The organism is Sphingobium sp. TKS (assembly GCF_001563265.1).
In the GTDB taxonomy this organism is placed as follows: Bacteria; Pseudomonadota; Alphaproteobacteria; order Sphingomonadales; family Sphingomonadaceae; genus Sphingobium.
In genome coordinates this window covers 367,732-387,550 of sequence record NZ_CP005083.1, presented here as the reverse complement: position 1 = coordinate 387,550, position 19,819 = coordinate 367,732, and the positions used below count along the sequence as shown (strand labels likewise).

Sequence of the window (19,819 nt, the reverse complement as noted above, 5' to 3'; positions counted from 1 at the left end):
GATGGCGGGGAAGGGCGGCTTCTTCGAGAGCCTTCTTTCAGGGATCCTCGGCGACAGCCAGCGTCCCGATGCGGATCGGCCGGAGCTTGGCGTGCCCATGCTGGCCGACTGGCTCCCTTATCGCAGCTTCGACGCAAAGACGGGCGTGTTCTACAACAGCGCGTCGCGGGGCTTTGTGATCGAGGCAGCTCCCTTGATCGGTGCAGACGAACGGACAGGGGAGATCCTCACCCAGTTCCTTTCCGAAGCGATCCCCGCGCCGGGATGCCTGCAATTCCACCAGTGGATGAGTCCGCGCGTGTCCGAGCGTCTCTCGCGCTGGTATCTTCCGCGCTACTCGGCTCGCGGCGTCTACGAGCGCATGGCGAAGCACCGCATCGACTTCCTGACCGACGGGGTGTGGCGCTCGCTCTCCGCGGATGCGCCATTCTCGCTGCGGAACCACCGTGTGGCGATCTCCTACTCGACCCCGGAATCCTCGAGCGTGTCTGTCGAGGAAATCGTGGCGGTGATGGACGGTCTGATCTCGGCCCTCGCATCGATCAATGTGCCGGCCCGCAAGATGGATCCGACCGACCTCATCGGGTGGATCGACGACATAACCTCGCCGACCACTGCGGCGGGGGAGGACGTCGTCAACTACAATCCGCTCGATCCGATTGCGGACCAGGCGGTGCGCCGGGATGTGGAGCTTCACATCGAGCCCGATCGCATGCTGCTCAGAACCGAGCGATTTCGGCCAACCGGGGCGACGGTGGACGAGGCGCCCGAGATCGGTGAGATTCTGCCGGACGTCTTCGACGTTCGCTCATTCTCGGTCCGGAACCTGCCGAGCCGCTGGGCGCCGTGGGATGTCGCCCGGCTCATTGGCGACATGTTCACCGACAAGCTCAGGATGCCATGTCCGGTCGCGACAAATCTGTGCGTCGAGTTCCCCGATCCGCTGGCATCGTCGAACAAGGCGAGCTTCAAGTTCATGCGCACCACGAGCCTTGCGGACTCCAAGTCGGCGCGCTTCCTGCCGCAGCTGCGCGAGCAAAGCCAGGAATGGCGTTACGTCAACGACGAGCTGCGCCAGGGGCGCAAGCTGGTGCGTGTCTTCTTCAGCGTGACCTCCTTCTCGCCGAAGGGCAGGGGGGACGCCAACGAACGCGTGCTCAAATCGGTTTATCGCGCAGCGGGCTGGGACCTGCTCGACGATCGGTACCTGCAGGTGATGGGCCTTTTGTGCGCCATGCCCATGACAATGGCGAACGGGCTTGCACGCGACCTCGAGCGCATGAAGCGGATGCGCACATTGCTCACGACAACGGCGGCGAACCTGGCCCCGATCCAGGGCGAGTATCTCGGCGGCCAGGTGCCGCATCTCATGCTCATCGGTCGGCGTGGACAACCCTTCTTCTGGAGTCCGTTCGAGAATGCGGCGGGCAACCACAATGTCGCCGTCTTCGGCAAATCGGGGTCGGGCAAATCCGTGACGCTGCAGGAGCTCTGTGCCTCCCTTTGCGGTGCCGGCGCGCGCGTCGTCGTGATCGACGACGGTCGCTCCTTCGAGCACTCCGCCAAGCTCCAGGGCGGCGCGTTCGTCGAATTTACGATGTCGTCCGGCTTCTGCCTCAACCCCTTCAGCATGATCGATGAGGAGCTGGCCCGCAGCGACGAGGATTACCTGCTCGACTGCATGGCGATGCTCAAAGCCATCGTGAACCAGATGTCGCGCCACATCGACCGGCTGAACGATACCGAGCGTGGCCTCATCGACGGGGCCGTTAACAGCGTCTGGAGCGAAAAGGGACGCCAGGGCTCGATCGACGACGTGATCGCTGCGCTCGAAGCCACCGGAAATGGCCTTGCCATGGATCTTGGCATCGCCATGCGCCCCTTTTCGTCGGCAGGGACGTACGGGCGATTTTTCCAGGGCGAGGTATCGTTCGAACTGTCGGCGCAGCTCACGGTGTTCGAGCTCTCCGACCTTTCATCCCGCGAGGAACTGCGCAGCGTCGTGCTGACCGCGATCATGTTCATGTCGCAGCAGATGATGCGCAAAGTCGATCGTTCGGTCCCGAAGGCGCTGCTTCTGGATGAAGCGTGGCAGATGCTGCGCGGCGGTGCGATGGCCGATTTCATCGAGACCTATGCTCGCACCTGCCGGAAATATGGCGCGGCGCTGGTGACGGCGACGCAGTCCCTGAACGATTACTATAAGTCGGCCGGGTCCGTCGCGGCGCTGGAGAACTCCGACTGGTTCGTCATTCTCCAGCAGAAGCCCGAGACAATCGCGGACTTCAAGAAGCACGACCGCTTTGAGATGGACGACTATACCGACGCGCTGCTGCGGTCCTTGAAGATCAACGGCCGCGAATATTCCGACATCCTTATCAAGGGCCCCGAGACCCTGGCCGTCGGCAGGCTGGTGCTCGATCCGTTCTCGGCCACCGTCTATTCGTCGAGCCCGGCTATCTACGCGGCGATCGAGGCGCTGGTCGCGCGAGGGCTAAGCATGGATGAGGCGATCGAACGGGTCGCCTTCCCCGGCAATCCGGAAAAGTGGGCGTCGCACGAGCAAGTCGACGTTGCCGAGGCGGCGGAGTAGGCCATGGATGCCGCAGCGCACAGGAGGAATGGCGCGGACATCGCGGTCGGGCGACAGCCCGCCCTGCGGAGCTTGCTCCATTTCTATCTGCACTTGATCGGCTTCACGGCATCGACGCTCTTGCTGACCTGGGGGCTGTTCGCGCTCTTCTTCGTGGCGCTCGGGGGTTTCTCGCTCGATGGGCTCATGCACCAGCTCAACAATTTGACGGCCCGCTACGTCGCCGCGTCTCCTGACCGCATCGCGTCATTCAAGAACATCTTCATCGCCGCACATCTCCTGATTGCCGCCGGACTGATCGTTCTGCGCCGCGAGAAGATCGTGCCTGCGGCCCTGCCCGAAGGAAAAGCTGATCATGGCTGAACAGACCGAGCTCGACCTGCCGTCCCCTGCGCCCCAACCGGCGGCCGCAGCGAAGCGCGCAATTTTCGCGGGCTTCTCGTCCGTTCAGATCGTCGCGGGCCTTCTGGTCATTGGTGTCCTGATATGGGGGATGTGGGTCACAAAGGCGCTGATCACGCCCAAGCAGGAGCGGATCGTTTCCGCGCGGCTGTCCTCGATCGTCGGCGAGTATGTCCAGGCACAAGCGCGCTCCACCTCTCCGCCGGCGCAAGTCGAGGCGGAGATGCGCAAGTTCATGGCATCGCTGGACAAGGAGCTCGAGCGGCGAAGCTCGGGCGGTGAGATCGTGCTCGTCGGGGAAGCCGTTCTCACGAAGAATGTCCCCGACATCACCGACAAGCTGAAGGAGGCGGTCTATGCATCCGGCGTTGCTCGGCCGAAGCAAGCATCGGCTCTGGAGCTTCAGCAGCTCGAGCAGCAGGCCATGCTCGCGGCACAGCCGCAGCAGCCCATGACGGCGCAGCCCGCGGCGCCGGTCGGATACCCGGATCCCATGGCACCGGCGCCTATGATGCCCGGGGCGCCGGCCGCGTCAGCGCCCCAGTACGAGCCGCCGGCTGCCACCGTTTCAACCTTTGGAGGTCCCGATGGCAGCGGCGGTCAATGACGCGGCGAAGCGGGGCTGGCGACCGAACCCGAAGCTTTGGCTTCTGCTTGGCGCCTTCGTCGGCGGAAGCGTTGCCCTGACAGGGCTGGCAGATTGGAGCGACGACCACCTTTTCCTCGTCAATACGACGGACTCCCTGCCGAACTGGGCCTTCCTCATCGAGCGGGGCCGCCTGCCTGCCAAGGGAGAGTTCATATTTTTCGATCCGCCGGCGAGCGCGCTGTTGCGCCGCCATTTTGGCGCCAGGCCAAGGATGTTTGGAAAGAAGGTCTATGCTGTCGCGGGAGACGTGATCGCGCATGACGGCATGACGGTAACGATCAACGGCGTTCCGACTGTTCGCATGAAGCCCTTCACCAAGGCGGGCGAACGCCTTGTGCCCGGTGCGACGGGGGTCGTGCCCCCAGGCTGCTATTTCGCGGCGACGCCGCACAAGGACGGCTTCGACAGTCGCTATGCCGAGATCGGCTTTGTTTGCGGCCGGCAAGTCATCGGAACCGGGGAGCCGATCCTGTGAAAGCTGTTCTGACAAGCGGTGCCGGCATCGCTTCATTCGCGGCGGCCATGCTCCTCATCGGCCCTATCCCTGGCGAAGCCAGGGATTATGGCCATGTCGGCCAGGTCTTTCCCATCATCGAGCCGGATCTGCTGGCGACGATCGAGGCGCGGCTGCGGCGGGCGGAGGGCAGCGGCGAGCTTGCCCGCATGAACGAGCAGTTTGCCAGAAGGGTCGAACAGAGAGTTCGCCGGCCCAAGCCTGTCGACGGGATCACTCCGGCGCGCATGGCGCGAAGCTGGGATTATGATCCGACCATCGCGATCGAGCGCGACATTCGGGACCAGAAGGGTAATCTGATTGCGGGTGCCGGTCATCGCATCAATCCGCTCGATTTCGTCGAGATAAAGCAGGACCTCGTCTTCGTCGACGGCGACGATGCGACGCAACTCGCGTGGGCGACCTCGCGCTATACGGATCTCAAGGCCAAGATCATCTTCGTCAACGGTTCGCCGATCGATGCGATGACGGCGAAGAAGCGGCGCTTCTATTTCGACCAGGAAGGCAAGCTCACTGCAACGTTCGGGATCGAGCATACGCCTGCGGTGGTCAGCCAAAACGGCAGGACGATGCGCGTTTCCGAGATCGTGCTGAAGCCAGGGAAGTCCGGCTGATGGCGCTGTGGCTCGACATGCTCCGAACGCCGATGGCGGCGCCCGAGACGGCGAGGCTAAGGACCATGCGCCTGTCCTGGCTCGCTCTCTGCGTCACCCTGGCCGGCGCAGTGACTCTTCTCGACCAGCTGCGCGGTCGCATCGGCCGAGCCGCGCCCTGTTTGATCGCCGTGCTGCTCGCCACAGCGCTCGTGGTCACGGTCCTTTACCTTCGGGCGAAGCGGCGCGCCGACGCGGCGTATCTCGATCAACTGGCGGAGAGAGAATGATGCGCGGACTTCGACCGATTTTCGGCACGTTTCTCGTCGTCCTGTTCGCCATCATGCTGGCGCCACGCGCCGAGGCTGCCGGTCCCACCTGCAATGGGAAGTTCGTCAACCCGATTACCGACGTCTGCTGGTCATGCCTGTTTCCGCTGTCGGTGGGCGGATTGAAGATCTGGCCGAGCGGCCGACCCGACACGAAGAACCCGGCGTCTCCCATATGCGCCTGTGCAGATCCTCTACCGCGCATCGGCATTTCCGTGGGCTTCTGGGAGCCTGCCCGCCTGGCGGACGTCACCATGAAGCCCTGGTGTTTTCCCAATCTTGGCGGAGTGCGCATCGCTCCGGGCTTCGATATCGGTCAGGGCTATCTGGCCGGCCCTTCGATGGTCGGCGGCAGGTCGCAGAGCACGGCCAAATGGCATGTGCATTGGTATGTCTATCCGCTGCTCTACTGGATGGAGATCCTTACGGATTTCGTCTGCTTCGAGCAGGCGAGCTTCGACATCGCCTATATGACCGAGGTCGATCCGCTCTGGCAGGATGACTCGCTTGCGGCGCTCATCAACCCCGAAGCGATCATTTTCGCAAATCCGCTCGCCAAGGCAGCCTGTGCGGGCGACTGCGTCGCCGGCACGGTGAACCTGCCGCTCGACCAGCTATTCTGGTGCGCAGGTTGTCAGGGGTCCATGTATCCCCTGAACGGGAACATCCCGGCGTCGATCGGCCATGTCCAGTCCTCGCGGCTCGCATTGTCGCGCTTTGCCTACAAGATGCACCGGCAGGCGCTCGCCTGGGGCACGATGGGCTCGGAAGGGCTGTGCAAGAAGTACCTCATGCCAGTCATGCGCAAACAGCAGTACCGGTTTCAGATGACCAATCCGATTCCGACGGTGAGCGGGCGCTTCGCCTGCTCGGCGATCGGAGCTTCGACAATGCCGCCGGATGCCGGTCGTGCCTATCCCGCGGGGGGCGAGGACATGGGCTATCTGGTCTGGCGCAAGCGCAACTGCTGCGTGCTGTGAAGGAGGGAGCGATGCGACTTCTCATCTTGGGCGCCGTTGGCCTCGTCGCAGCCGCCAGCATGACCGCTCTCCTGGCCCAGACCGTCGATGGCATCGATGTTCAGGCCATCAAGAAGCGATCGGCGGACCTTCAGGCGGATGCCGAGGCGTTCGTCGATCAGATCAAGGACCGCGGTGACGCGTTTCGGGAAGAGGCGGTTACCGTTCGTGACAGCGGCATGGAAAACATGCGGCGCGTCGCGGCGACGGATCTGCCGAAAGGACCTGCAGGGGCTGTCGACTTCGATGAAATCGTGCAGGGTGCTGCGACGAACGCCAAAGTCGGCGGCGGGGAGGCGCCGCAGCTCATCGCGTTCGCCAGCCTCTCGATGCCCCCCAAGGCGCTTCGCCAGCTTATCGAGGACACGGCGAGGGCAGGGGGCGTCGTCGTTTTCCGCGGCTTTCCGAACAATTCGATGAAGGAGTTCTCGCAGGCTCTGGGCAAGATCGTCGACCGGGAGGACGATTTCGCCAACATCGGCATCGACCCGAGACTGTTCCGCGCCTTCGACGTACAGGCGGTGCCGACCTACGTCGCGGTCTCATCGGATTTCGACCTTTGCGCCGGCTTTTCATGCCGAACCAAGGTCCCGCCTCACGACCGGATGATCGGCAATGTGACCGTCGAATATGCGCTGTCGTCGTTCGCCGAGGGCAACGGTCCGGGCGCGCGCGTGGCGGCGGTGGGTCTCTCCAATCTAAGGAGAGCGTTGCCGTGAGCGTCCGCTTCTCGCTGATGCTGCTTATCGCGGGTCTTGCCGCCGCCTCCCCCGCTTCTGCCCAGATGTCGGTCGAGGAGGCCCGCCAGGAAGGGCGCTCGCTCGCCAATGAGAAACGGCAGGATACGACGCTGGTGCCGACCGACAATGCCCGCGCGGAAGCGGTGCCGGGCTATGGCGGCACGGCGCTGCCGCAAGGCGCCTATTTCGACGATCCGGAAAGAATGGAAGCGGAAGCCGCGGCGACAAAGGCGTCGAACGAGCAGTATCGCATCACCACGGACGCGGACCGGACACGGCCGACGTTCAGCAATTCCGAGATCCTCGAGACAACCGCTCGCGCCACGACCGTCGAGAATGATCCATCGGCCTACCTCGCCGGGGAGAGCATGGGGGGCAGCTCCGGCTCGTGCGTCCCGCTCCCGCCGGGCTCAGGATCTGAGGGCTATTACGAGGCGACCTGCAACAGCGGCACCAAGGTCGAGGACAGGCCCGAGACCTGCACCATCCGCATGGTGCCCGAGGTGCAAACCGTCGATAGCTACAAATACTATGTGGTGCCCGACAGCGCATATGGAACCCCGTTCGCGCGCTATGCCGCCATTGCCCCTCATATTTCCTCAGGAGTCTGCAAGCCGACAGGCGTTCGGAAACAGGCCTGCGCTGCCCATCGCGACTATGGCTGGCCCTGGCCTGACAACAAATATTGCGATGATTATTATGCGACGGAATATGAATGCACGGCGGATTTGCCGGTCGCGCTCAGCGTCAGCCCGCTCACCGGGGCGTCGTGGCATGCAAAGGGCAGCACGAGCACTGTCGTAACAAGAAGGGTCGACAGCTGCGGCAGTCTTGCCGGCGATGAGATGTGTTCGTTGCAGCCTGGCGGGGATGTTTGCACGGAAGGACCTGAAACGCGGATCATCGACGGCGTTCCGGTGACGCAAGCCTGCTGGGCGTGGAAACGCGACTATGTGTGTCATCGCTTCACGCCGGCAAACGATTGCGGCGATCTAGAAGCGAACGGAAGCTGCTCCTTTCTGCGCACCGAATGCCTCGACGAGGAGCGGGATGGCGCCTGCAAGGTTGAGGAGCGGGTCTACCGCTGCCCGACACCCGGCAGCGCGGTGACCGATGCACCGCAATATATCTGCGGAGACGACGTCTATTGCATCAATGGCGACTGCGAGCCGATCGTGCGCGAGGCGTCGACCGAGTTCAAGGATGCGCTGGTCGCTCTTCACTCCATCGACCAGGCCGGCAAGGAGTTCGACGAGAACAACTTCACGGTTTTCCAGGGCACGCGAGAGACCTGCCACAAGCCGGTATTCGGGCTGATCAACTGCTGTGCCGGCAAGGTGTCCGGCTTGTTGAGCGTGGGCGCGGGCGCAGCCGCGCTTGCCGGCGGCCCAGGCGCGATCGCGGCCCTCGCCACGCCGTTCCTCGCGCTCTTCGCATGCTCTCAGGACGAGATGAAGCTCGACATCAAGGATCGTATGGGCTTCTGCCACAAGGTCGGCACTTACTGTTCGTCGAGCTTTCTCGGAATCTGCAAGACCCGGCGAACGGCCTATTGCTGCTTTGAAAGCAAGCTCAGCCGCATCCTGCAGGAGCAGGGACGAATTCAGCTCAGCAAGCCCTGGGGCGCTCCCAAGAAGGAGCAGTGCCTTGGCTTTACGATCGAGGAATTCGCCAGGCTCGACCTTTCCCTCATGGATTTCACCGAGGTCTATGCCGAGTTCGTCGATGCCGCGCGGCTTCCGGACGAAGTCGAGACGATGACCCAGATCCAGCTGAAAATTCAGGGGTACTATGACCTGCACGGCAAATAGCATGGTCAAGGACGCGATGCGCAGCGTTTCGGTGGAATCGACCGGCGCGGCGCCTACGGACGTCTCCGCCGCGGCCGACCTTTCCCGTTCCCTCCCGCGCATGAGGCTCGTGGGTGAGAGCATCTATCAGAAAGGAAGTTTGTCCATGCATCCAATCATGGCGGCGCCGCTTCTGGCGCTTTCGCTCGCTGGCCTGGCTGTTCCCGCGGCGGCCCAGCCGCGCGATGGAGCGTCGGATGGCGTCGAGCGGGCCGATGCCGGCGATGACTTTTACTGTGCAGAACGCAGGCTCGGTCAATGGTTCTATTGCAGCAAGCCGCGAGCGACGGAGCCGGAGAAGCAAGCCGTCCCGGTCCCGTCGAGCGCGGTCGAGCGCATGTCCGCCATCACCCGCCAGCTCGACGAGCTCAAGGCACGGGCGATCCTCGATCCGACCGAGGAAAATGTCATCGCTTACGTCCGATTTCAGCGCGAGCAGCTCGACCGTGCTTCGACCTTCTCAGACACCTGGCAGCGCGCGCTGTGGCAGAACCCCGATCTCGACTACACGCTGCAGCGGCCTGTTTCGACGGTGGGCAAGCGAGCCTGGCTCGATAACCGGCGCGCCGATCGCGATGCGGTTATGGCGAACCTTAGCCAACGCTACGGGCTCTTCTACTTTTATGCGCAGAGCTGCGGCGCATGCGACCTGTTTTCACCGATCCTGCGATCGGTGGCCGACAGTCACGGCATGGCGGTGATGGCGGTTTCGATGGACGGCGGGCCGAGCCGCGATTTTCCAAATTATGTCGTCGATGCGGGCCAGCGCGCGCGCATGGGCGTCCCGGGTAACGAGACGCCGGCGCTCGTACTGTTCGACACCGTCACCAAACGCACGATTCCGGTGGGATATGGGATTCTCAGCGCCGACGAGATCATGGATCGCATTTTCGCGCTGACGAACACCAAGGTGGGGAGCGACTTCTGATGGAACAGGTTCGCCGTCGCGGCTTGATCGGCCGTGTGCTTCGCTCGTCCGCTGCCTGGGCGGGAATATTGGCTATGGCCAATCTCGCGTGCACCGGGACCGCCCGGGCCGACGTCGCCTCCGAGATGAACAGCTTCTTTTCGGACGTGGGCGGCGCGGCGAACGTCACCGGCCCATCGGCGTTTCAGGGTCAATCGGCGGGCTATTACTCGCTGGGTAATGTCTGGACCCGCTTCCCGCAGAAAAGCGTCCAGCCGTTCAATCTTCAGCTTCCGAGCGCGCGTGCGGGATGTGGAGGTATCGACCTCTTCAGTGGGAGCTTCTCCTTCATCAATGCCAGCGAGATCATCGCGATGCTGAAGGCGACCGCCAACAATGCGCTCGGCTTTGCCTTCAAGCTCGCCATCGATTCTGTTTCGCCGGAGATCGGCAAGGTGATGGACGAGTTCAGCCAGAAGGCGCAGCTCCTCAATCAGATGAACATCTCGAGCTGCGAGACGGCGCAGGCGCTGGTCGGCGGAATCTGGCCGCAGATGGAGACCACGCGCGCGACGATCTGCGAAGCCGTCGGCAACAGCCAGGGCGTATTCTCGGACTGGGCGGCAGCCCGCCAGGGTTGCAACAACGGCAACAGGCGGGATTCGACCATCGCGGGAAACACAGACGCGTCGATGAAAGACCAGCTGGTCGGAGAACCGCATAACTACACATGGGAGGCCCTTAAGAAATCGGCGAAGTTCGGCGCATTCGACAAGACATTCTCCGAATATATCATGACGCTGGTGGGAACGGTCGTGACCACGCCGTCGACCGATCCGAGCGTGGGCGGGAAGGTCGTGATGTTCGGACCTGCCGAAGAAGCGGTCGTCACTGCGTTGCTCGATGGCACGGCCGACGCGCCGCCCGTCAAGATACTGAAGTGCAACGACGAGAATTGCTACGATGTGGGGGAGCAGACGCTCTCCGTCCCCGCTTCGTCCGCGCTGCGGCCGCGGATCGCCACGATGATCAGGTCGATGAGCGACAAGATCCGCTCCGATACTCCGCTGGACGCCGCCGAGAAGCAGCTCCTCAACCTCGCCACGGTTCCGATCTATAAGATCCTGGGAGTTCAGGCCTATGCGCATTATGCGTTGACGGAAGGCGAGATCGAGACGCTGTCCGAGATCGTCGCCGTCGACCTGCTTTCGGCGATGCTCGACAATATGCTCGACCGGGTCGAGCAGGCGAAGGTTCATTATCAGACCTTCGATCAAGAGACCGCGACGCAGTGGAAACAGCAAATCGCGTCTACCCGGGCGAAATTCAGCCAACGGGACGTCCGGCTGAACAACAAGCTCCAGGTGACGATGCAGATCATCAACCGAAGCATTATGCTGGAATCGACGCTCCAGAATTCCATGACGCCCGGTATGGCGGCCGCGCTGAACTTTTCGCGCGGCCTCAACGCACAGGGTCTGAACTAGGCGCGGGGGCAGACCGATGCTTGAGGTCTTCACGGTTGGTGGCGGCGAGTATCTCGTAAACATCTTCAACGCAGTCGCGGCGTGGTCGGGAGGCGGTGGCTATCGCTCGCTCATCCGCGTCGTCATGGTCATGGGCCTCATCTATTCGCTGCTCGTGGTGGCCTTCACGCTCAACTATAAGGCGTGGCTGAACTGGTTCCTGCAAGCGACGGCCATTTATCTTTGCCTGATGGTCCCGACGGTGGACATCAAGGTAACGGATCGCATCAACCCGGGCCTGACGCCATCGACGGTCGACAATGTACCGATGGGATTGGGGGTGCTTGCGAGCTTCACGACACAGGTGGGCGATTGGCTGACGCGGACGGCCGAGACCGTCTTCGTCATGCCGAGCGAGCTCAACTACTCGACGAACGGCATGGTGTATGGCGCGCGACTGTTCGATGCGACGCGCAACTTCATCATTCGCGATGCGGAGTTCTCGACCAACCTCGAAAACCATTTCAAGAACTGCCTGTTCGGCGATGTGATGCTTTATCAGAAGTCGCTGACCAATCTTGCGAAGGCGCCCGATCTCTGGGCTGCGGTCGGGCCGGGCTCGGAAGCCCGATCGCAGCAATGGCTTGAGCGACAAGGTGACGGAACGGTTAACAGCTTCATCATCACTTGCCGGCAGGCGTACCAGGCGCTCGACGCGCAATGGGGTCCAATGATCGAGGCCAACGCGCCTCTTTGGGGCAAGGAGGTCTATCCCAAGCTCAGCAACGCTCTGGCGGCGGACAAGCTCAAACACGACGTTCCCATCGTCAGTGCGGCCTTCACGGGCACGAGCAACAACTTTGCTGAGGTGATGCGCCAGAACACAGCAATCAATGCTTTCATGCAGGCCCGAAATTCGATGTCCGGCGGGACGGGCGCCGCAGAGATCGACACCTTCGCGCAGACCCGTGCCGACATTCAGGCGCGCAACACCTATAATTCGATCGCTCAGCAGGCGATGGCATGGGTTCCGATTTTGAACATCGTGCTGACGGTGGTCTTCTTCGCCATGTTCCCGGTCGTTTTCCCGCTCTTCCTGATGCCTCAGACGGGCGTCTCGACGCTGAAGGGCTATGTGACAGGGTTCTTCTATCTCGCCGCATGGGGGCCGCTTTACGTCATCCTTCACATGATCTGCATGACGCGGGCGACGTCGGCAGCGACAGGCGTCGCGGAAGGCGGCGTTACGCTCGCAAGCTATGCGGGGATCGGGGCGGTGAATGGCGAGACCGCCACGATCGCTGGCTTCATGCTTATGAGCGTGCCCTTTCTCGCGGCAGGCCTCGCGCGCGGCGCGATGTCGATTGCCGGGCATTCCATGTCCATGCTCGCGCCGGCGCAGAACGCTGCGGAAGCGGCGGCGCTGGAACAGACGACCGGCAACTATTCGTATGGCAACGTGAGCTGGGCGAATGCCACGTCGAACATGCGGCAGGCCGATCAATGGTCGACGGCGCCCACCTATATGGGCGGCGGCGCCAGCTTCGGGTGGCGTCAGGACAATGGCGCCATGGTGACGGGGTTCGGCAACGGCCAGGAGGTATATGATACATCCGCGGCCATCTCGCGCCTTGGGTTCACGCCGACGATGACATCGGGATCGGTCGCTGAATGGCGCGAAATGGCCAGCGAGGCGCATCGCCAGGCGCGTGCCTATGAGAATGCCGCCAACGAGATTCTGACCGCGACCCATGCGAACCGCAGCACGTTCGGAAGCTCAACCGAGCATACGCGGGGTTGGGAATCGAGCAGCGGCAATCAGGCGAATGCCTCTGTAGAGCAGTTCGATCGGCGCACGGGCAGCAGTACCCAGGGCCTGGAAGAGCGATCGACGATTTCGCAAAGCGAGCGCGTTTCGGGGCGGCACGATCGCCAAGCGCAGATATCCGATCAGATCGGTGGAGCACTTTCGGCCGGCCTTGGCGGCCGCCGCGGTGGCGGCAACGGAGGCTCGGGTGGGCGCGGGCTGCCGGGGCTCGGAATCAATGTGTCCAAGTCGGGTAGCCAGATGGACACCATGAATTGGACGACGGACGATTCTCGGAGCAGTGAGAGCGGCAACACCTCGTCAAGCGGGGTTCGTGACGAGCATGCGAACGGTAGCGGCGCTTCGACGTCGGAAGGCACCTATGCTCGGAGCGGTGTCTTCGCCCGTGGCTCAAGGACGGATTCGTCGTCGGTCAGCACCGAAGATTCCCTGGCTCTGGCGAAATCCTATTCGGAAACCGCGCGACGGCTCGATGAGCTGTCGCAGCAGCTCTCGCGCGACGCGAGCTATGCGGAGACGCATGGAATGCAATTGAGCGAGAACCTGAGTCAGGATCTCGCCCAATGGTATCGCCACCAGCAGGTCGCAAATCCGGGGCTCGACGCGCCGGAGCTCTGGGCGACCGACTTGACCGATCAGCAGCGAGCGGTTCGGCAGGAGATGATCACGCGCTGGATGGACGAAAAGCAGGCGTCGATCCGGTCCGAGATCGAGGGCAGGCTCCATGCGCCCGATCTCGTCGATGTGCACCATCCCTCCGTCGATAGCGCTGCCGACGTTCGGGCGGCCTACCAGCCTCGCGGGCTAGCCGGAGTGCCGGCCGGTCCCGGAGGCGGCCAGTCATCGACGGCAGCGGACATAATCGAAGAGGGCAGGGCGGATATCGACCTGACGCGTGAGGCTGCCCAATCCATGCGCGGTCAACGCATCCAAGGCGCGGTCGATGTTCAAAGCGAGGTAAACCGGGGCAGGGACCATGGCTTCTTCCATGATCCCAAGCTGCGAGAATGAGGAGCTTTAGACGAACAGGACGAAATAGCCGACGCAGCCAGCCATGAGCAGATAGGCCAATGCATAGCCGATGCGACCGCCGAGCGTAGGATTGCCATCGTGATCGACAGCCGTCCCTATTTCGCAATATTCCTCGTCAACATGCGTGCAGACCGGCGTGCCCGAAGCCTTGGTCCTATTATAGGTTTCGATGTCGAATTTCACGGTTCGCATGGTGAACTCCCAGGAAGTTCACTAGCATGTTCAATCTTTGTTCACAAGGGGCGGCACTGTCCGAACGGCCATACGGCGCGCCGCTTTGCCCGATTAGGAATGGTCAAACGCAAGGTTGCGCGGAGGGGGTTCGAGATGAAATGGATGGCAGTTGTCATTGCCGGTAGCGCCCTCCTGGCCCAAGGTGGCCTTGCGACGGCAAAGGAGAGTGCGCTGCCACCACGGGAGTGCGCCGCCAAGGCACAGGCGGCGGCGATGAAACTCCGGGATATGGCCTCTGCGATCGAAGCGGAGGCTGCTTATGCCGAGCGGCACGGCGGGGCGTTTTCGCCCGAGCTCACCCAGGAATTCGTTCAATGGTATCGCGCGCAGAGCGCGAAAGCCGGAAGCGAATTGCCGGATCTGGGAAAGACGGATCTCACAGTTGATGAGGCTCGGGCGCGGCAAGCGGCGGTTGACCGCTTTCAGCGGGAGAGAAGCGACCGCCAAAATGCCATGGTTGCCGCGATCCATCGCGAGGCTGCGAGGGGATGTCCGGTGCTTGATCGCCCCGCGTCAAGATAGCAGGGATCGTGGACCAAGCGGCCGATCTCAGTGCTGCAGCTCGTGTTCAGGCCCCGCTTTGCGTCTTCGCAGGGTCAACCCAGGCGAGTGCCTCGGCGCGCTGATCGGGCTCGAACACGCGGTAGCTGATGAACGGGAGAATTGCGCTTTCAAGGCGGCTGGCCAAGCGAATCCAGGCCTGATCTGCAACGATGGCAACGCGTCCGAAGCGGTTGAGCTTCCCGAAGAGGGGCATTGCCCGGGCGGTGTAAGCGGGCAAGCCCGACAATTCGATGCCGTCGATCGTCCGCGTCTCAACGAACATATGCACCTTTTCGTGTCGCGCCATCGCGCTGTCCAATCGGGTCATGATCGCGTCAAGATCCGAGCCGGTGATCTTGCCTGAGACTGCGAGGGCGAGCACGTCGTCCGAACTGTCGATAAACTCGTGCATTCTGATCTCCTGCCAGCACCATCCTACGAAATTTCTCGACCGAAGCTACCCTGATTCCGGTCCGGTCAGAAATGGGAGATAGTCGATGTAGCAGGCCCGCTTGCATTCGAGAGATGTGCGAGCAAGGGCGGGAAGGCCATGCCCTCCCGCCCAGGAGGTCAGTAATCCATCGCCGGCATCGGCGCGGCCTTATCTTCCTTTGGAAGCTCGGCCACGAGCGCCTCGGTAGTGATGAGCAGCGAGGCGACCGAGGCGGCGTCCTGGAGGGCGGTACGCACGACCTTGGCCGGATCGATGACGCCCGACTTCACCAGGTCTTCATATTCGCCGGTGGCGGCGTTGAAGCCCCAGTTGTAGTCGCTGCTTTCCAGAAGCTTGCCCACGATGAAGGCGCCGTCCTCGCCCGCATTGTCGGCGATCTGCCGCGCCGGCGAGCGCAGAGCCCGCCTGACGATGTCGATGCCGGACTGCTGGTCGTCGTTGGCCGCCTTGAGACCGTCGAGTGCCTTCAGCGCGCGGAGCAGAGCGATGCCGCCGCCCGGCAGGATGCCTTCCTCGACCGCGGCGCGAGTGGCGTGGAGCGCGTCATCGACACGATCCTTCTTTTCCTTGACCTCGACTTCGGTCGCACCGCCGACGCGAATGACCGCGACGCCGCCTGCTAGCTTGGCTACGCGCTCCTGCAGCTTTTCGCGGTCATAGTCGCTGGTCGTGGTCTCGATCTGAGCACGGATCTGCGCGACCCGGGCATCGATGTCCGAGCGTGCGCCTGCGCCATCGACGACGGTGGTGTTGTCCTTGTCGATGATGATCTTCTTGGCGCGGCCGAGCATCCCCAGCGTTACGTTTTCCAGCTTCGTGCCGAGTTCCTCGCTGACCACATTGCCGGCGGTGAGGATTGCGATATCCTCGAGCATCGCTTTGCGGCGATCGCCGAAGCCAGGCGCCTTGACGGCCGCGACCTTGAGCCCACCGCGGAGCTTGTTGACGACGAGCGTGGCCAGCGCCTCGCCTTCGACGTCCTCGGCGATAATGAGAAGCGGCCGGCCCGACTGAACCACCTGCTCCAGCAGCGGAATGAGGGCCTGCAGGTTGGACAGCTTCTTCTCGTGGATGAGAATATAGGGGTCCTCGAGCTCGACCTTGAGCTTCTCGGCGTTGGTCACGAAATAGGGCGAGAGATAGCCGCGATCGAACTGCATGCCCTCGACCGTTTCGAGCTCGGTCGCGAGGCTCTTCGCCTCCTCGACTGTGATGACGCCCTCATTGCCGACCTTCTCCATGGCTTCAGCGAGAATGCGGCCGACTTCAGCATCGCCATTGGCCGATATGGTGGCGACCTGGGCGATCTCGCTGTTGGCGCTGACCTTCTTGGCATGCGCAGCGAGATCCTGGACCACGGCGCCGACCGCCAGATCGATGCCGCGCTTCAGGTCCATCGGGTTCATGCCGGCGGCCACCGCCTTCGAGCCCTCGCGCACGATCGACTGGGCGAGCACAGTGGCCGTGGTGGTTCCGTCACCCGCCTTGTCGTTCTGCTTCGAGGCCACTTCGCGCAGCATCTGCGCGCCCATGTTCTCGAACTTGTCCTTGAGCTCGATCTCCTTGGCGACGGTGACGCCGTCCTTGGTAATGCGCGGAGCGCCGAAGCTCTTCTCGATCACGACATTGCGGCCCTTGGGACCGAGCGTGACCTTTACTGCATTCGCAAGCGTATCCACGCCGCGCAGCATGCGATCACGCGCGTCCGACGCAAATTTCACTTCCTTGGCAGCCATCTTGGCTTAACTCCTTTCCTTGTTCCTTCCTGAATGCTTGAGGAATGGCGGTCCTGCTAGGCCGCCTGCTTGAGCGGGACGACATTGTCGATCACGCCGAGGATGTCGCTTTCCTTCATGATGAGCAGGTCCTCGCCGTCGATCTTGACCTCGGTCCCCGACCATTTGCCGAAAAGGACCCGGTCGCCGGCTTTCACGGCGAGTTCGATGAGATTGCCGTTGTCATCGCGCGCGCCGAGACCGACGGCGACGACTTCGCCTTCCTGCGGCTTTTCCTTGGCGGTGTCGGGGATGATGATGCCGCCCGAGGTTTTTTCCTCGGCTTCAATGCGGCGGACGACCACACGGTCGTGCAAGGGGCGGAAATGCATGCATAACCTCCGGATGCAAAACAATATGTGATGGCCCTCTCGTTCATCTGAACGACAGGCTTTCCGAAGCTAGGAAAGGAGATTTTTCCGTTCAAGGGGTGCAACGAAAAATATTGGCACTCTGCGCGAGTGAGTGCCAATTGCCCTGATTTCAGTGCCTTGGTCATCGCGAATGCCCTCTTGACGCGACTCACGCGCGCACCAAGATTTGCAGCGGTGGACGTGGCGCCACGAACAACAATGGAGCGACGAGAAGGAAAGGAGGCACAGCAATGTCGCAACCATTTTCCCGTTTTCTTCATCCCTTTGAAGTTGCCCGGCATCCGAGCCTGGAACCGGAAGTGAAGCGCGCAATTCTGGCGTCCTGGGCGTCCGACAGGTCCGCGGTCAGAAACCAGCCTGGCTTGCGCAAGCCCCCTGGAGCAAGGCGTCCCATCCCAGTCGACGAAATTCTTGCGGCGATGCACACGCTTGATCAGGGCCATGAGCGGCCGCAGCCGTCGCCGTGATCGACCGGGGATTTATTGCGCAGCTGCGCGGCTATGGCCTGACGACTGCGGAAATCCACTATTATCGTCCGGACGCGCCTTCGCTTCTCCAGCTATTCGTCTGGCAGGAATATGATCTCGCTCCAGACTTTCCCGTGCTGTTCGATTTTCTCGACCACTGGCGTCGCGAGATCGAGGCGGCGCTCCATTCTGTGCGCATAGCCCATGAAGGGCTGATACGCCCTACGGAATGGAACGCCGTCGACGGCGTGATTTCGATTCAGTGAATCAAGGGGTGTTCAAGCGGATGCGACGCGGCCGCAAGGATGGTGCGCGCGTGCGCCTGCCGTTCGACGATATCATGGAGTTCGCGATCGCGTTGCTATCCATCAGTCCGCAGGAGCTCGAGGCGCTGCGCTGGACTTTTGCCGATCGTAAGCGGCTGCTCGATCATCTGCTTGCATCGGGCCGAGCCGCACAGGGTGTCGATCCCGAACGGTTGGGCATGCTACCGATCGAGATTAGCATTCCCAGAGACGATCTGACGAAGATGCAGCAATTCGCCGTTCGCGAACTTCCAAAGGCCGCGAGCAAAGCAGCAGTGATCGACCGTGTTCTCACCGCCCTCGACCTGGCAGCGCACCGCCAGGACCGTGAAGCCAGGTGACGGTCTGGTAACCAGACCCGTTTCCGCCCGCTAATCGAGAAATTGGCTCATGGTGCTTCCTGAAATTCCGGGGCAGGAGCTTCGGAGCGCCGGTGGCCGGGAGCAGAGCGCCCCCGGCCTATCTCATGACGCCGCACCGCCATTGATCGGAATTCGGCGCACACTCTCGTCGGGCTTATCGGAGCGTGGCACTGTCACAGTCAGGACGCCGTTCTTGAACGTTGCGCTCGCCCTGTCGTGTTCGACACCGTTCGGAAGGCTGATCCGACGTTCGAAGCGGCCATAGCTTCGTTCAGAATAGCCGCGGTCCTTGTCCTCGACCTCGGCCTTCTTCTCGCCGCGAAGAGTGAGCGCGCCGTCCTCGACCAGCACCTCCACATTCTTCTCATCCAGGCCGGGAAGTTCGGCCGTTACACGGATTTCCTTGTCCGTCTCGCCGAGCTCTAGGTGAGGCCAGCCGGCGCGCCGATCAAACCCGGCAAAGGCGGGCATGTTGAAGCCACGCAAGACGTCGTCGAAGAGACGGTTCACCTCGCGGTGAAGCGATTGCAGCGGATGAGTGTCCCGGTCCTGTTCGGCGCTGACCGAGACAGGCAGCCGGTTTTCCTGCCGGCTCCAGGGAATGAGATCACGAAAAGCCATGATAAGCATCTCCTTTCTGGCTGGATCCTGTCGATACCTGCCGGCACCTGCCGGCCGCCGCTGGCGGGAGGGACGAAAGCGGCGCCGGCAGGCCGGCGGCGGGATCAGGCAACTTCGCTCGCCTTCTCCTTCGCCTCGCCGATTTGGCGACCGTCCGGGGCTCCGCCGCCGATTTCGATTCGGCGCGGCTTCATTGCTTCAGGAACGACACGCCGGAGTTCGATCGAGAGCAGTCCATGTTCGAAGCTCGCCGCTCCGACCTCGATGAAGTCGGCAAGCTGGAAGCGTCGCTCGAACGATCGAGACGCGATGCCTCGGTGGAGATACTCTCCCTTGTCCGCATCATCGGCGCGCTTGCCGGTCACGGTGAGCTGGTTCTGCTGCGCCACGATCTCGATGTCGTCGGGTCTGAACCCTGCGATCGCCAAGGTGATGCGGAAGCTGTCATCGCCAAGCTTCACAATATCGAAGAGCGGATAGCCGTCGTCCTCGCGTGCTCCCGCCTCAAGCAGGTTGAAAAGACGGTCAAAGCCGACCGTTGATCGCCTGTACGGCGTAAAGTCGAAGTTGGTTCTCATTTCCAAATCCTCCAACGAAGCAATTTGGGCATGAGAAGCGTCGGTATGCGAGAGCCGACGCCCTCTATGTCCATCCGGACCCGGATGGCGTCCGGTATTGCAGAGCTAGTGAGGCCAAAGTTCGATTCAAGAGCCTGATCGCACGTTGGCGGTACCTCTGATCGAACCGCGCTGGCTTCCACGA

The 19,819-nt window shown here is 62.3% G+C and carries 22 protein-coding genes; 15 read left to right on the top strand and 7 right to left on the bottom strand.

What is annotated here, in order from left to right; translation table 11 throughout:
* Position 1 precedes the first annotated feature (1 nt).
* The 12 genes from traC to K426_RS01855 all read left to right on the top strand — a co-directional run bounded on the left by traC (position 2) and on the right by K426_RS01855 (position 13,901).
* On the top strand, positions 2 to 2,593 hold the full coding sequence (traC, locus tag K426_RS01910; RefSeq protein ID WP_020818502.1) for a type IV secretion system protein TraC: 2,592 nt from the start codon (positions 2 to 4) through the stop codon (positions 2,591 to 2,593).
* 3 nt (positions 2,594 to 2,596) lie between these two features.
* Positions 2,597 to 2,956 carry a hypothetical protein gene (locus K426_RS01905; RefSeq protein WP_020818501.1) on the top strand — a complete coding sequence of 120 codons (360 nt, stop codon included), beginning with the start codon at positions 2,597 to 2,599 and terminating at the stop codon, positions 2,954 to 2,956.
* The gene (locus K426_RS01900; RefSeq protein WP_020818500.1) at positions 2,949 to 3,602 is read left to right on the top strand and encodes a type-F conjugative transfer system protein TrbI; all 654 of its coding nucleotides are present in this window, start codon (positions 2,949 to 2,951) and stop codon (positions 3,600 to 3,602) included. Before K426_RS01905 ends, K426_RS01900 begins: the two co-directional genes overlap by 8 nt.
* Positions 3,583 to 4,119, top strand: coding sequence for a S26 family signal peptidase (locus K426_RS01895; protein WP_020818499.1), 537 nt, complete (start codon positions 3,583 to 3,585; stop codon positions 4,117 to 4,119). The genes K426_RS01900 and K426_RS01895 overlap by 20 nt, the downstream gene beginning before the upstream one ends.
* Positions 4,120 to 4,166: 47 nt before the next feature.
* Entirely contained in the window at positions 4,167 to 4,772 is a 606-nt protein-coding gene (gene traW, locus K426_RS01890) for a type-F conjugative transfer system protein TraW (protein ID WP_021223066.1), read from the top strand.
* Complete coding sequence (locus tag K426_RS01885) at positions 4,772 to 5,041, top strand: hypothetical protein (RefSeq protein ID WP_020818497.1); 270 nt, start codon at positions 4,772 to 4,774, stop codon at positions 5,039 to 5,041. Before traW ends, K426_RS01885 begins: the two co-directional genes overlap by 1 nt.
* Positions 5,038 to 6,060: a conjugal transfer pilus assembly protein TraU gene (gene traU, locus K426_RS01880; RefSeq protein WP_020818496.1), complete on the top strand. Its 1,023-nt coding sequence runs from the start codon at positions 5,038 to 5,040 to the stop codon at positions 6,058 to 6,060. Before K426_RS01885 ends, traU begins: the two co-directional genes overlap by 4 nt.
* Before the next feature lie 11 nt (positions 6,061 to 6,071).
* The gene (trbC, locus tag K426_RS01875; protein ID WP_020818495.1) at positions 6,072 to 6,818 is read left to right on the top strand and encodes a type-F conjugative transfer system pilin assembly protein TrbC; all 747 of its coding nucleotides are present in this window, start codon (positions 6,072 to 6,074) and stop codon (positions 6,816 to 6,818) included.
* A gap of 17 nt (positions 6,819 to 6,835) precedes the next feature.
* The gene (locus tag K426_RS01870) at positions 6,836 to 8,650 is read left to right on the top strand and encodes a conjugal transfer protein TraN (RefSeq protein WP_029986356.1); all 1,815 of its coding nucleotides are present in this window, start codon (positions 6,836 to 6,838) and stop codon (positions 8,648 to 8,650) included.
* A gap of 145 nt (positions 8,651 to 8,795) precedes the next feature.
* The gene (locus tag K426_RS01865) at positions 8,796 to 9,617 is read left to right on the top strand and encodes a conjugal transfer protein TraF (protein WP_025160430.1); all 822 of its coding nucleotides are present in this window, start codon (positions 8,796 to 8,798) and stop codon (positions 9,615 to 9,617) included.
* On the top strand, positions 9,617 to 11,083 hold the full coding sequence (locus K426_RS01860; RefSeq protein ID WP_020818492.1) for a conjugal transfer protein TraH: 1,467 nt from the start codon (positions 9,617 to 9,619) through the stop codon (positions 11,081 to 11,083). The genes K426_RS01865 and K426_RS01860 overlap by 1 nt, the downstream gene beginning before the upstream one ends.
* A 16-nt stretch (positions 11,084 to 11,099) precedes the next feature.
* Positions 11,100 to 13,901 carry a conjugal transfer protein TraG N-terminal domain-containing protein gene (locus K426_RS01855; RefSeq protein WP_020818491.1) on the top strand — a complete coding sequence of 934 codons (2,802 nt, stop codon included), beginning with the start codon at positions 11,100 to 11,102 and terminating at the stop codon, positions 13,899 to 13,901.
* A gap of 6 nt (positions 13,902 to 13,907) precedes the next feature.
* Here K426_RS01855 and K426_RS01850 read toward each other — a convergent pair whose 3' ends face one another.
* From K426_RS01850 to groES, 5 genes are all read right to left on the bottom strand, one after another.
* Entirely contained in the window at positions 13,908 to 14,114 is a 207-nt protein-coding gene (locus K426_RS01850) for a hypothetical protein (RefSeq protein WP_020818490.1), read from the bottom strand.
* 93 nt (positions 14,115 to 14,207) lie between these two features.
* Positions 14,208 to 14,627 carry a hypothetical protein gene (locus K426_RS31105; RefSeq protein WP_139375815.1) on the bottom strand — a complete coding sequence of 140 codons (420 nt, stop codon included), beginning with the start codon at positions 14,625 to 14,627 and terminating at the stop codon, positions 14,208 to 14,210.
* A gap of 97 nt (positions 14,628 to 14,724) precedes the next feature.
* Positions 14,725 to 15,111: an STAS/SEC14 domain-containing protein gene (locus tag K426_RS01840; protein ID WP_020818488.1), complete on the bottom strand. Its 387-nt coding sequence runs from the start codon at positions 15,109 to 15,111 to the stop codon at positions 14,725 to 14,727.
* 158 nt (positions 15,112 to 15,269) lie between these two features.
* On the bottom strand, positions 15,270 to 16,889 hold the full coding sequence (groL, locus tag K426_RS01835) for a chaperonin GroEL (protein ID WP_020818487.1): 1,620 nt from the start codon (positions 16,887 to 16,889) through the stop codon (positions 15,270 to 15,272).
* Positions 16,890 to 16,945: 56 nt separating this feature from the next.
* Positions 16,946 to 17,260, bottom strand: coding sequence for a co-chaperone GroES (groES, locus tag K426_RS01830; protein WP_020818486.1), 315 nt, complete (start codon positions 17,258 to 17,260; stop codon positions 16,946 to 16,948).
* Between the two features lie 272 nt (positions 17,261 to 17,532).
* Between groES and K426_RS30020 the strand changes: the two genes are divergently transcribed.
* The 3 genes from K426_RS30020 to K426_RS01820 are packed head-to-tail and all read left to right on the top strand — an operon-like array spanning position 17,533 to position 18,415.
* Complete coding sequence (locus K426_RS30020) at positions 17,533 to 17,769, top strand: hypothetical protein (RefSeq protein ID WP_021224284.1); 237 nt, start codon at positions 17,533 to 17,535, stop codon at positions 17,767 to 17,769.
* Positions 17,766 to 18,035, top strand: coding sequence for an usg protein (locus K426_RS01825; protein ID WP_020818485.1), 270 nt, complete (start codon positions 17,766 to 17,768; stop codon positions 18,033 to 18,035). Before K426_RS30020 ends, K426_RS01825 begins: the two co-directional genes overlap by 4 nt.
* A gap of 8 nt (positions 18,036 to 18,043) precedes the next feature.
* Positions 18,044 to 18,415: a hypothetical protein gene (locus tag K426_RS01820; protein ID WP_223308157.1), complete on the top strand. Its 372-nt coding sequence runs from the start codon at positions 18,044 to 18,046 to the stop codon at positions 18,413 to 18,415.
* Between the two features lie 123 nt (positions 18,416 to 18,538).
* Here K426_RS01820 and K426_RS01815 read toward each other — a convergent pair whose 3' ends face one another.
* Positions 18,539 to 19,057 (bottom strand): Hsp20/alpha crystallin family protein, encoded by a 519-nt coding sequence (locus K426_RS01815; protein ID WP_025160432.1) that lies wholly within the window; start codon positions 19,055 to 19,057, stop codon positions 18,539 to 18,541.
* A 104-nt stretch (positions 19,058 to 19,161) separates the two neighbouring features.
* On the bottom strand, positions 19,162 to 19,635 hold the full coding sequence (locus K426_RS01810; protein WP_020818482.1) for an Hsp20 family protein: 474 nt from the start codon (positions 19,633 to 19,635) through the stop codon (positions 19,162 to 19,164).
* Between the last annotated feature and the right edge of the window lie 184 nt (positions 19,636 to 19,819).

Bases quoted from the DNA above. Each gene is read 5' to 3' on its own strand.
- K426_RS01840 (WP_020818488.1), bottom strand. From the start codon at position 15,111: ATGCACGAGTTTATCGACAGTTCGGACGACGTGCTCGCCCTCGCAGTC.
- traC (WP_020818502.1), top strand. From the start codon at position 2: ATGGCGGGGAAGGGCGGCTTCTTCGAGAGCCTTCTTTCAGGGATCCTC.
- K426_RS01885 (WP_020818497.1), top strand. From the start codon at position 4,772: ATGGCGCTGTGGCTCGACATGCTCCGAACGCCGATGGCGGCGCCCGAG.
- groES (WP_020818486.1), bottom strand. From the start codon at position 17,260: ATGCATTTCCGCCCCTTGCACGACCGTGTGGTCGTCCGCCGCATTGAA.
- K426_RS01865 (WP_025160430.1), top strand. From the start codon at position 8,796: ATGCATCCAATCATGGCGGCGCCGCTTCTGGCGCTTTCGCTCGCTGGC.
- K426_RS01855 (WP_020818491.1), top strand. From the start codon at position 11,100: ATGCTTGAGGTCTTCACGGTTGGTGGCGGCGAGTATCTCGTAAACATC.
- K426_RS01905 (WP_020818501.1), top strand. From the start codon at position 2,597: ATGGATGCCGCAGCGCACAGGAGGAATGGCGCGGACATCGCGGTCGGG.
- K426_RS31105 (WP_139375815.1), bottom strand. From the start codon at position 14,627: ATGGATCGCGGCAACCATGGCATTTTGGCGGTCGCTTCTCTCCCGCTG.
- K426_RS30020 (WP_021224284.1), top strand. From the start codon at position 17,533: ATGTCGCAACCATTTTCCCGTTTTCTTCATCCCTTTGAAGTTGCCCGG.
- K426_RS01850 (WP_020818490.1), bottom strand. From the start codon at position 14,114: ATGCGAACCGTGAAATTCGACATCGAAACCTATAATAGGACCAAGGCT.
- groL (WP_020818487.1), bottom strand. From the start codon at position 16,889: ATGGCTGCCAAGGAAGTGAAATTTGCGTCGGACGCGCGTGATCGCATG.
- traW (WP_021223066.1), top strand. From the start codon at position 4,167: ATGCTCCTCATCGGCCCTATCCCTGGCGAAGCCAGGGATTATGGCCAT.
- K426_RS01810 (WP_020818482.1), bottom strand. From the start codon at position 19,635: ATGAGAACCAACTTCGACTTTACGCCGTACAGGCGATCAACGGTCGGC.
- K426_RS01815 (WP_025160432.1), bottom strand. From the start codon at position 19,057: ATGGCTTTTCGTGATCTCATTCCCTGGAGCCGGCAGGAAAACCGGCTG.
- K426_RS01900 (WP_020818500.1), top strand. From the start codon at position 2,949: ATGGCTGAACAGACCGAGCTCGACCTGCCGTCCCCTGCGCCCCAACCG.
- K426_RS01895 (WP_020818499.1), top strand. From the start codon at position 3,583: ATGGCAGCGGCGGTCAATGACGCGGCGAAGCGGGGCTGGCGACCGAAC.
- traU (WP_020818496.1), top strand. From the start codon at position 5,038: ATGATGCGCGGACTTCGACCGATTTTCGGCACGTTTCTCGTCGTCCTG.
- K426_RS01860 (WP_020818492.1), top strand. From the start codon at position 9,617: ATGGAACAGGTTCGCCGTCGCGGCTTGATCGGCCGTGTGCTTCGCTCG.
- K426_RS01870 (WP_029986356.1), top strand. From the start codon at position 6,836: ATGCTGCTTATCGCGGGTCTTGCCGCCGCCTCCCCCGCTTCTGCCCAG.
- trbC (WP_020818495.1), top strand. From the start codon at position 6,072: ATGCGACTTCTCATCTTGGGCGCCGTTGGCCTCGTCGCAGCCGCCAGC.